The sequence below is a fragment of the Aliisedimentitalea scapharcae genome (assembly GCF_045277565.1).
GTDB classification, from domain to species: domain Bacteria; phylum Pseudomonadota; class Alphaproteobacteria; order Rhodobacterales; family Rhodobacteraceae; genus Aliisedimentitalea; species Aliisedimentitalea scapharcae.
Genome location: NZ_CP123584.1, coordinates 1,189,478 through 1,198,580, shown reverse-complemented (window position 1 = coordinate 1,198,580; position 9,103 = coordinate 1,189,478). Strand labels below are relative to the sequence as shown.

The 9,103-nt window shown below is 59.3% G+C and carries 3 protein-coding genes; 2 read left to right on the top strand and 1 reads right to left on the bottom strand.

What is annotated here, in order from left to right:
• Window positions 1-4: 4 nt before the first annotated feature.
• The gene (locus QEZ52_RS05600) at window positions 5-757 is read right to left on the bottom strand and encodes a WecB/TagA/CpsF family glycosyltransferase (protein WP_406648524.1); all 753 of its coding nucleotides are present in this window, start codon (window positions 755-757) and stop codon (window positions 5-7) included.
• Between the two features lie 178 nt (window positions 758-935).
• On the opposite strand from QEZ52_RS05600, the gene QEZ52_RS05595 reads away from it, so the two are divergent.
• Window positions 936-2,393 (top strand): hypothetical protein, encoded by a 1,458-nt coding sequence (locus QEZ52_RS05595; protein WP_406648523.1) that lies wholly within the window; start codon window positions 936-938, stop codon window positions 2,391-2,393.
• Between the two features lie 258 nt (window positions 2,394-2,651).
• Entirely contained in the window at window positions 2,652-9,101 is a 6,450-nt protein-coding gene (locus QEZ52_RS05590) for a type I polyketide synthase (RefSeq protein WP_406648522.1), read from the top strand.
• Window positions 9,102-9,103 lie beyond the last annotated feature (2 nt).

Sequence of the window (9,103 nt, the reverse complement as noted above, 5' to 3'; positions counted from 1 at the left end):
CCAGTTACTGCATCCGCAGTTTGAGCGCCTGAAACACCTGCCCTGGCAGGATCGCAATACAGCGCAGATACCGCGGCCCCAGACGCAGCGGATTGTTCAGTGCCCGCCAAAGCCATTCCAACGCAAACCGACGGGCCCAGGAAGGGGCGCGCTGTTGATGACCGCCCAAAAAGTCCAGTCCCGCTCCAACAGAGGCAAACCCGACATCCGGTACAATGGCCCGGCCCCGAAAGGCCAGCCGTTCCTGCCTGGGGGCACCCAGCGCCAGAAAACACAACCGGGCTCCGCTGTCGGCAACGGCCTGTAACACGCGATCCGCTTCGTCGCTTTGCGGATCAAAACCCTGGCTGGGCGACAGGCACAGAACCACGTGCAAGCCCGGCACTTTTGCCGTCAAATACGCGCGCGCATCCTGCAAGGCGGCTTGCGTGCTGCCCACCAAAGCCAGCGATACACCCTGTGCAGCAGCCAAACGGCACAGGGGCAACACCAGGTCCGATCCTGGCAACACCGACACCGGGTCGCCCGCAATTTTCGACAACCAGGCAATTGGATGGCCATCCGCAACCACCAGATCCTGCCCGGCATAGGCACTGCGAAACGCCGCGTCGGCCCTGAGCTTCACCAGATGGTCCAGATTGATCGTTGCAAGTGCAAAACCGCGCCGCGCCGCGAACCGCTGTTGGATGGCCGCAGACAGCATGGTCCAATCCCCCATATTCACTTCGATCACTTCACCGTCGAACCGGAACTGCACTTTCGGATTACCTCACACCCATTCCCCTAGCGGTTTAGGGCCTCTGCCCGAATGGCGCAAACCTCGTGACGGGGGTTGCCGCCAGCCGTTGCCATATTGTCATGTTCCAGCCACAGGGTTGCCCAGATGCGCAGGCAACTTATGCTCTTCAGGGACCCGAATTCACGAAAGCAGCCACATGCCCAACGCGTTGGCCTTTACCATGCTCCTAATATGGCCGCTGATTGCGGTCGTTCTGTTCCGGCGGCTCCCGCTGGAACGGGCAATCATTTGGACCATCCTGGGGGGGTACCTGATCCTGCCACCGGTCGCTGAATTCGATCTGCCCCTGGTTCCGGATATGGACAAACACACGATTTCGGCGATTTCAGCCTTTGTCCTGTGCGTCTTTATGATGAAAAAGCCGGTGCCGATGTGGTCTTCGTCCCGTGGTGCCCGCGTATTGATTATCGTGTTTCTGCTCAGCACCATTGCCACGGTGTTCACCAATACCGACCCACTGTTGGCCGATGTCATCGAAAACAGTTATCCGATCCAGATCATCATGACCCATCTGCCTGGCCTGACCTGGCGGGACCTGGGATCGGTCACGATCAATCAGTTCATTGTCCTGTTGCCGTTTTTTCTGGGACGCGCCTATTTGTCGTCTGATCATGGGCTTCGCGAATTGCTGCTTGCCCTTGTGGTTGGCGCGCTGATTTACTCTGTTCCTGCGCTGTTTGAAATCCGGTTCAGCCCGCAGATCAACATCTGGGTCTATGGGTTTTTTCAGCATGATTTCACGCAGATGATCCGAGGCAGCGGGTTCCGGCCCATTGTCTTTCTGCAACATGGCCTGTGGGTTGCCTTTTTCATGACTACAGCCGCGATGGCCTGTGCCGCATTGGCCCGGTCTGTATTGGATCAGGACGAAAAAACCCGTTGGCTTGTTGCGCTTGTGTGGCTTTTTATGACCTTGATCCTGTGCAAAAGCTTGGCATCGCAATTGTATGGCCTGTGCTTTGTTCCGGTCATCCTGTTCCTGTCGCCCCAATGGCAGCTGCGGTTGGCAGTGTTTCTCGTGCTGATGGGGGTTGCATATCCTATGCTGCGCAACTTGGGCATGGTGCCGATGGATGCCATCATTGCCCAGGCCCAGGAGTTCAACCCAGACCGGGCCGAGTCGCTGGCGTATCGCGCGCTGAACGAAGAAATCCTGATGAACCGGGCCCATGAAAAGCCCTGGTTTGGTTGGGGAGGATGGAGTCGAAACCTGATCGTGGACATCCGTTCTCGGGAATCCGTTACCATTCCCGACGGGCGTTGGATCATTGTCTTTGGAACTGTTGGCTGGGTCGGGTATGTGGCCGAAATGGGGCTTTTGGCTTTGCCTGTCTGGCTGTTGTGGTTGCGTACTGACGCCCGCACACCGCCCAGCCCCGAGGTCTCGGCCATCTCGCTGATCGTTGCTGTCACCATGGTCGACATGCTGTTGAACGCGACGCTGACGACCTATACCTGGATGTGCGTCGGTGCAATCTTGGGCTATGTCGAACGATTGAAATCAGGTGTTTCCAAGGACCGCCCGTCCCTGTTTGGCGATGGCCCGATCATGGGTGGGCCCCGTGACGCCTCTCGTCCACGCAACCTGTTGTAACAAATCTGGCAGGATGAAATGGGGCAAAAATGACCATATATTGTCCACACTCAGGCCTCAATGCCATGAGATTTTTAGATTTGTTGACAACCCGAAAGGACACACATTCAATGTACCTGATATTTTTACATTGATTTCAGGTTCCTGTGTGCCCCGGTTGTACGGGACGTTTTGAAACCGTTGTTTCCCGGCTATGCTCCCCGATATCATCGGGACATGGCCTGCAAAGAGACAATGATCTGATGATGAATTGGGTGAATGATGGCAAATGAAGACATCAGGACCAAAGCGCTCGGCGATATCGCAATCGTCGGATTGTCGGTCTGTGTTCCAGGTGCCCAATCAGCGGCGCAATTCTGGGACAACCTGAAAAACGGCGTGGAATCGATCCAGGTGATGGACGAAGACGCGCTGCTGGCTGCTGGTGAGCGCCCCGAAAACCTGTCAGATCCCAATTATGTACCCTCGGCGGCCCCGCTCGATGCGTTCGATCAATTTGACGCCGATTTCTTTGGGTTTTCGCCCAAGGAGGCTGCAATCCTGGACCCCCAGCATCGCAAGTTTCTGGAAGTCGCCTGGGAAGCCATGGAGAGCGCAGGCCATCCACCGGAAAGCCTGGACGGTCCCATCGGTGTCTATGCCGGCTGCGGCATGGGCAGTTATTTCTATTTCAACATCTGTTCAAACCGCAATCTGGTCGATGATGTCGGCATGTTCCTGCTGCGCCATACCGGCAATGACAAGGATTTCCTGACCACACGCGTCAGCCACGTCTTTGACCTCAAAGGGCCCTCGATCAACATCCAGACCGCATGCTCCACGTCTTTGGTTGCGGTGCACTACGCCTGTCAGGCGCTGAGGGATGGCGACTGTGACATGGCGCTCGCGGGGGGTGTGACCATCGAACTGCCACAGGGGCGCGGTTACCTGTACAAGGAAAACGAAATCCTGTCGCCGGATGGCCATTGTCACGCCTTTGATCACCGGGCTCAGGGCACGGTGTTCGGGTCTGGCGCGGGCGCGGTTGCGCTGCGCCGGCTGGAAGATGCCATAGCAGATGGCGATCACATCTGGGCGGTAATCAAAGGCTCTGCCGTGAACAACGATGGCGCGGCCAAGGCGGGTTATCTGGCCCCCTCGGTTGATGGTCAGGCCACCGCCGTGCGCCAGGCTTTGGCCAATGCCAATATCCCGGCTGACACGGTCGATTACGTCGAATGCCATGGCACCGGCACCTATTTGGGCGACCCGATCGAAGTTTCCGCCCTGACCGAGGCCTATCGCGACACCACGGAGGAAACCGGATTCTGCCGGATTGGATCGGTCAAAACCAACATCGGCCATCTGGACACCGCAGCGGGCGTGGCCGGCCTGGTGAAAACCACGCTGGGGCTGCACCACAAACAGATCCCCCCATCTTTGGGTTACGAAGCTCCGAACCCGGCCATTGATTTTGACCATTCGCCGTTCCGGGTGAATGACAGGTTGACGGATTGGACGTCGCACAAGGGACCGCGGCGGGCGGCTGTAAATGCCTTGGGGGTTGGTGGGACCAATGCCCATGCGGTCATCGAAGAAGCGCCCGACCGGGGCGCATCGGAAGACAGCGATTTCCCGTTTCACATTCTGTGCCTGTCAGCCCAATCCAAAGCCGCTCTGGATGGCAACGCACAGCGGCTGGAGGATTGGCTGCGTGCCAACCCGGACGTTGATCTGGCCGATGTGGCCTGGACCCTGAAACAGGGTCGGCGCGGGTTTGACAAACGTAGGGTGCTTGTGGCCGAGACGGCAACCCAAGCGGCCGACATTCTCAAGGCTGGCGATCCGCGCAGCCTCCACACCCATGACCGCCTGGGCAGCAACCCGGATGTGGTGTTCATGTTCCCGGGTGGCGGTGCCCAATATGCCGGTATGGCACGGGACCTGTATGAAACCGAACCAGTATTCGCAGATTGGATGGATCGCGGGCTGGAACACCTGCAGACTCAACTCGACTATGACATTCGCGCCATATGGTTGCCCGAACCGGGGGACGAAGAGACCGCAAACCAGCGGCTGAAACAGCCATCAGTGCAATTGCCCCTGATCATGATCGTCGAATACGCGCTGGCACAGCTATGGATCAGCTGGGGTGTTCGCCCGACGGCGTTGGTTGGCCATTCCATGGGCGAAAACACCGCGGCCTGTCTGGCCGGGGTCATGGATTTTGAGGACTGCATAGACCTGGTTCTGCTGCGCGGGCGTCTGTTTGACACGGTTCCCGCAGGCGGGATGTTGTCGATTTCCCTGCCATTGAAAGACGTGCAGGCACGGATCGGTGACGATCTGGATATTGCCAGCGTCAACGCTCCCGACCTGACGGCTGTAAGTGGCCCACAGGAGGCATTGGAGCGTCTGTCTGATCGCCTGACCGCAGAAGACATCGACCACCAACGCATTCAGATCGACATTGCCGCCCATTCGCGAATGCTGGACCCGATTTTGCAGAAATATGGCGACTTTTTGTCAAAATTGCACCTGAACACGCCCAATATTGCAATCATCTCGAACCGAACAGGAATTGCGCTAACACCGGAGCAGGCAAGGGATCCCTCCTATTGGGTCGGCCAATTGCGCAATACCGTTATGTATGCGGATTGCATTGAAACCCTGGCTTCGCGCGCGGATCGGGTGTTCCTGGAAGTGGGGCCCGGCAAGGCGCTCAGCACTCTGGCACAGATGCATCCGGCTGTGGCCCCGGGGCAGGTGCTCAGCGCGCTTCGTCACCCGGATCAGGACATTGGCGACGATAGTTATTTTCTGGAGGTGATCGGGCGGTTCTGGGCCTGTGGGATCGAAGCTGATTGGGATCAGATTTGGGGCGAGGCGAAACGCCACCGCCTGCCTTTGCCGACCTACGCTTTCCAACGCAGCCGTTATTTCATCGAACCCGGCAAGCAGATCGACGCCGAGGCCGCAGCCCTGCCCGCACGGGTCACCGACCTGACAGATTGGGGGCACCGCCCGGTTTGGCGCCCTCGGTTTGCGGATTGCACGTTGGACATGGTGTCCGACCTGTCACAGAGCCAGATGACCTGGCTGATGTTCATGGATGATGCCGGTGTCGCGGCCGCTGCCGCAGACCGACTGGACCAGGCTGGCCATCACGTGATCCGGGTCCACTCTGGTGACACTTTTGCCCGCTTATCCGACACCCGTTATATTCTAGCACCCGAACAGGGATTGCCAGGATATGAAGCGCTGCTGCAAGATCTTGCCGCCGCAAACCAGCTGCCGCATCGGATTGCCCATTTCTGGTTGGTGACCGAAGACGAGAGCTTTCGTCCCGGATCGTCGTTCTTTGACCGAAATCTCGAAATGGGATTTCACAGCCTGACACATCTGGCTCAGGCCCTCGCCGGGGTGGATATGCCTGGAGGGACACACCTGCAGGTGTTTACCACGGGTGCCGCTCAGGTGCGGGCAGAAGCGCTGCCCTATCCCGAAAAGGCGATGATCTCTGGTCCTGTTGGCGTCATACCGCGCGAATTTCCTGGGTTCACCTGCGCTTGGGTGGATATCGAAACGGCACAGATCGAAACCGGTCTTTTGGCCCGGATGCGCGGGCACACACCGCCGGACATGACACCCCGGCTGCTCGAAGAGTTGATGGGAGAGCCCGCCAATGAAACTGTCGCCTGGCGCGACGACAAAAGGTTGGTGCAGGATTGGCACCCGGTGCCCCTGCCCGTCCCCGAAACACCCGCCTTCCAGCGCAACGGAACGTATCTGATCACGGGGGGCTATGGCGGCATCGGTCTGACCATTGCCGCGCATCTGATGCAGGACTTTGATGCCAATGTCATTCTCCTGACCCGTGACGGGTTGCCGCCACGCGATCAATGGGACCAGTTCCTGCGCTCACATAGTCCGGCGCACCGGACGGTCCGCCGCATCCAGGCCATACAAAAGCTGGAACAGATCGGATCCGGCCGGGTTCTGCCATTGGCCGCTGACGTCTGCAACAGCGACCAGATGCAGGATGCATTGGATCAGGTCGCCCGCGCATTCGGCGCGGTCACCGGCGTCTTGCATGGCGCGGGTCAGATTGACGACGGACCGATTCTGACCAAAACAGACGCCGCAATTGCCCAGGTTTTTGCCCCCAAGGTCAGCGGCCTGCGCGTGTTGGATGATCTGTTCCCGGACGGCTCAATCGACCTGATGGTGCTGTTTTCGTCCTCTTCGACTGTCACGCGTCCTGCGGGTCAGGTGGATTACGTGGCCGCCAATGAATATCTCAACGCCTATGCCAAACATCGCACAGGTGGGCGGACGCGGGTCCTGGCCATTGACTGGGGCGTCTGGAGCGACGTTGGCATGGCCGCCGAGGCCAAGACCGCACGCCAGAATCCAACCGCCCCAAGCGCGCGTACCCCATGCGATGCACCCCTGTTGGACAGCGCCGGATTTGACGCCAAGGGCCAGCCGATCTTTGTCTCGCAGTTTTCCGGCGCATCCGATTGGGTGATGAATGAACACCGGCTGAAAGATGGTACCGCGCTGATGCCCGGTACCGGCTATATCGAACTGGCAGCCGAGGCCCTGCGGGCCCGTGGCATAGACGCCGGGTTCACCTTGCGGGATCTGTATTTTTTCCGTCCGCTGAATGTCGAGGATGCACACGCGCGGGAAACCGTCATACGGCTCGAACCGACAGAAGCGGGCTTTGGCTTTTCTGTGCACGCGGCCCTACCCAATGGCGGATACGCGTTGAATGCCCAGGGATCTTTGCTGCTGGAAGGTGGCGAACAGCCCACGCTGAACCCACAGGACATTGCCGCGCGCTGTGCGCCTCCGGTGCAGGCCCCGGGGGACCGGTTGCGCTCGCCACAGGAGGCGCACCTGAAATTCGGACCGCGGTGGCATGTGTTGACTGAAACCGCCCTGGGCGAAGGTGAGGGTCTGGCCCGCCTGTCCCTCCCCGATGCCGCCCGAAATGACGGGTGCCTGTTGCACCCCGGAGTGATGGATCTGGCCACAGGTTGGGCAATGGAATTGATCCCCGGCTATCAGGGACGGATGCTGTGGGTGCCGGTGTCTTATGGCGCAATCCAGGTGTTCTCTCCCTTGCCACAAGAGTGCCTCAGTCATGTGCGCCTGGGGCCATCCTCAGGCGACGGGTTCGCCACTTTCGACATCACGATCAGCGACACTCAGGGAACTGTGTGTGTGGCCATCACTGGTTTCCAGATGAAACGGCTCGATGAGGGATTGGAACTGGCGCAACCGGCACGTCCAGATGCCACAGCCGCCGACCTGGGGCTGGAGGTACATGCCAACGCCCAGCCGCTGTCGCCCGAAGAACAACGCCTGCACCACAATATCGCCAATGGCATCAACCAATCCGAAGGTGCCGAGGCCCTGGCCCGGGCCATCGCCGTTGCGCAGCCGCAGGTGGTGGTTTCCTCTCTGGACTTGCCCGCGCTCATCAAACAGGCCGCTCAATCCGGTCAGACCGACACGTCCGAAAACCAAAGCTTTGAACGCCCCCAGTTGGACAATGATTACCAAGCACCCACCAACCCGGTCGAAGAAACCCTTGCCGGTTTTTTCACCGCGTTGCTTGGGGTAACCGAAGTCGGCATCCACGACAGCTTCTTTGATCTTGGCGGGCATTCATTGATCGCGGTGCGGCTCTTTGCCCAGATCAAGCGCGGCTTTGATGTGGAATTCCCCATCTCGATCCTGTTCGAGGCCCCCACCGTGGCCGGGCTTGCCGATCTGGTGATCCAGCAGACCGGCGGCGGCATCACGGTCAGCGAAGATCCCCAGGGAACCGACGAGACCCCTGCGACCAAACCACAGTTCTCGCATCTGGTAAAACTCCACCCCGGCGATGGCACCGGCAAACGCCCGTTCTTCCTGGTGGCTGGCATGTTCGGCAATGTGTTGAACCTGCGCCAGCTGGCATTGCTCGTCGGGCATGACCGCCCAGTTTATGGCCTTCAGGCCCGCGGACTGATCGGCGACGACGAACCGCATACTGACATGTGCAAGGCCGCTCAGGATTACCTTTTGGAAGTCCGCCAGATTCAACCCAGCGGCCCCTATCATCTGGGTGGTTTTTCTGGCGGCGGCATCACTGCCTTTGAAATGGCGCGCCAATTGAAGGCAACCGACGAAGCGGTCGCCTCTCTGGTGTTGCTCGACACGCCTTTGCCGACGCGCCCGGATCTGACGCGGCGCGACAAGGCGATGATCAAACTGCAGGAACTGCGCAACAAGGGGATCGGATATCTTTCGGAATGGCTGGGCAATCGGATCCGTTGGGAGATCGAAAAACGCCGAAGCGTTGCTCCGCAAGGCGGCACCCAACCTGAATTCAACAACCGCAAGATCGAGTTGGCCTTTCGTCAGGCCCTGTCGACCTATGCGATGGCTGATTGGGCTGGACCCCTGACCCTGTTCCGCCCGCCGCTGGATCGCAAGTGGAAGGTTTCGGACCAGAAATGGGTTTCCGCCGCGCGGGAATATGTTTTTGACGACAACGACTGGACCCGTTGGGCCCCAGAAACCAAGGTGATCGAAGTCCCCGGTGATCATGACAGCATGGTTCTGGTGCCCAATGTCAGTGTGCTGGCCAGCCATGTGCGCACGGTTCTGGATGCCGCCGACCCGGCTCCGCCGTCGCCTTTGGCGTCGCCCGTCGCCGCAGCTGCGGAGTGATG

What these genes read in the sequence shown, in the direction of transcription:
- QEZ52_RS05590 (WP_406648522.1), top strand. Translation starts at nt 2,652, where the DNA reads ATGATGGCAAATGAAGACATCAGGACCAAAGCGCTCGGCGATATCGCA.
- QEZ52_RS05595 (WP_406648523.1), top strand. Translation starts at nt 936, where the DNA reads ATGCCCAACGCGTTGGCCTTTACCATGCTCCTAATATGGCCGCTGATT.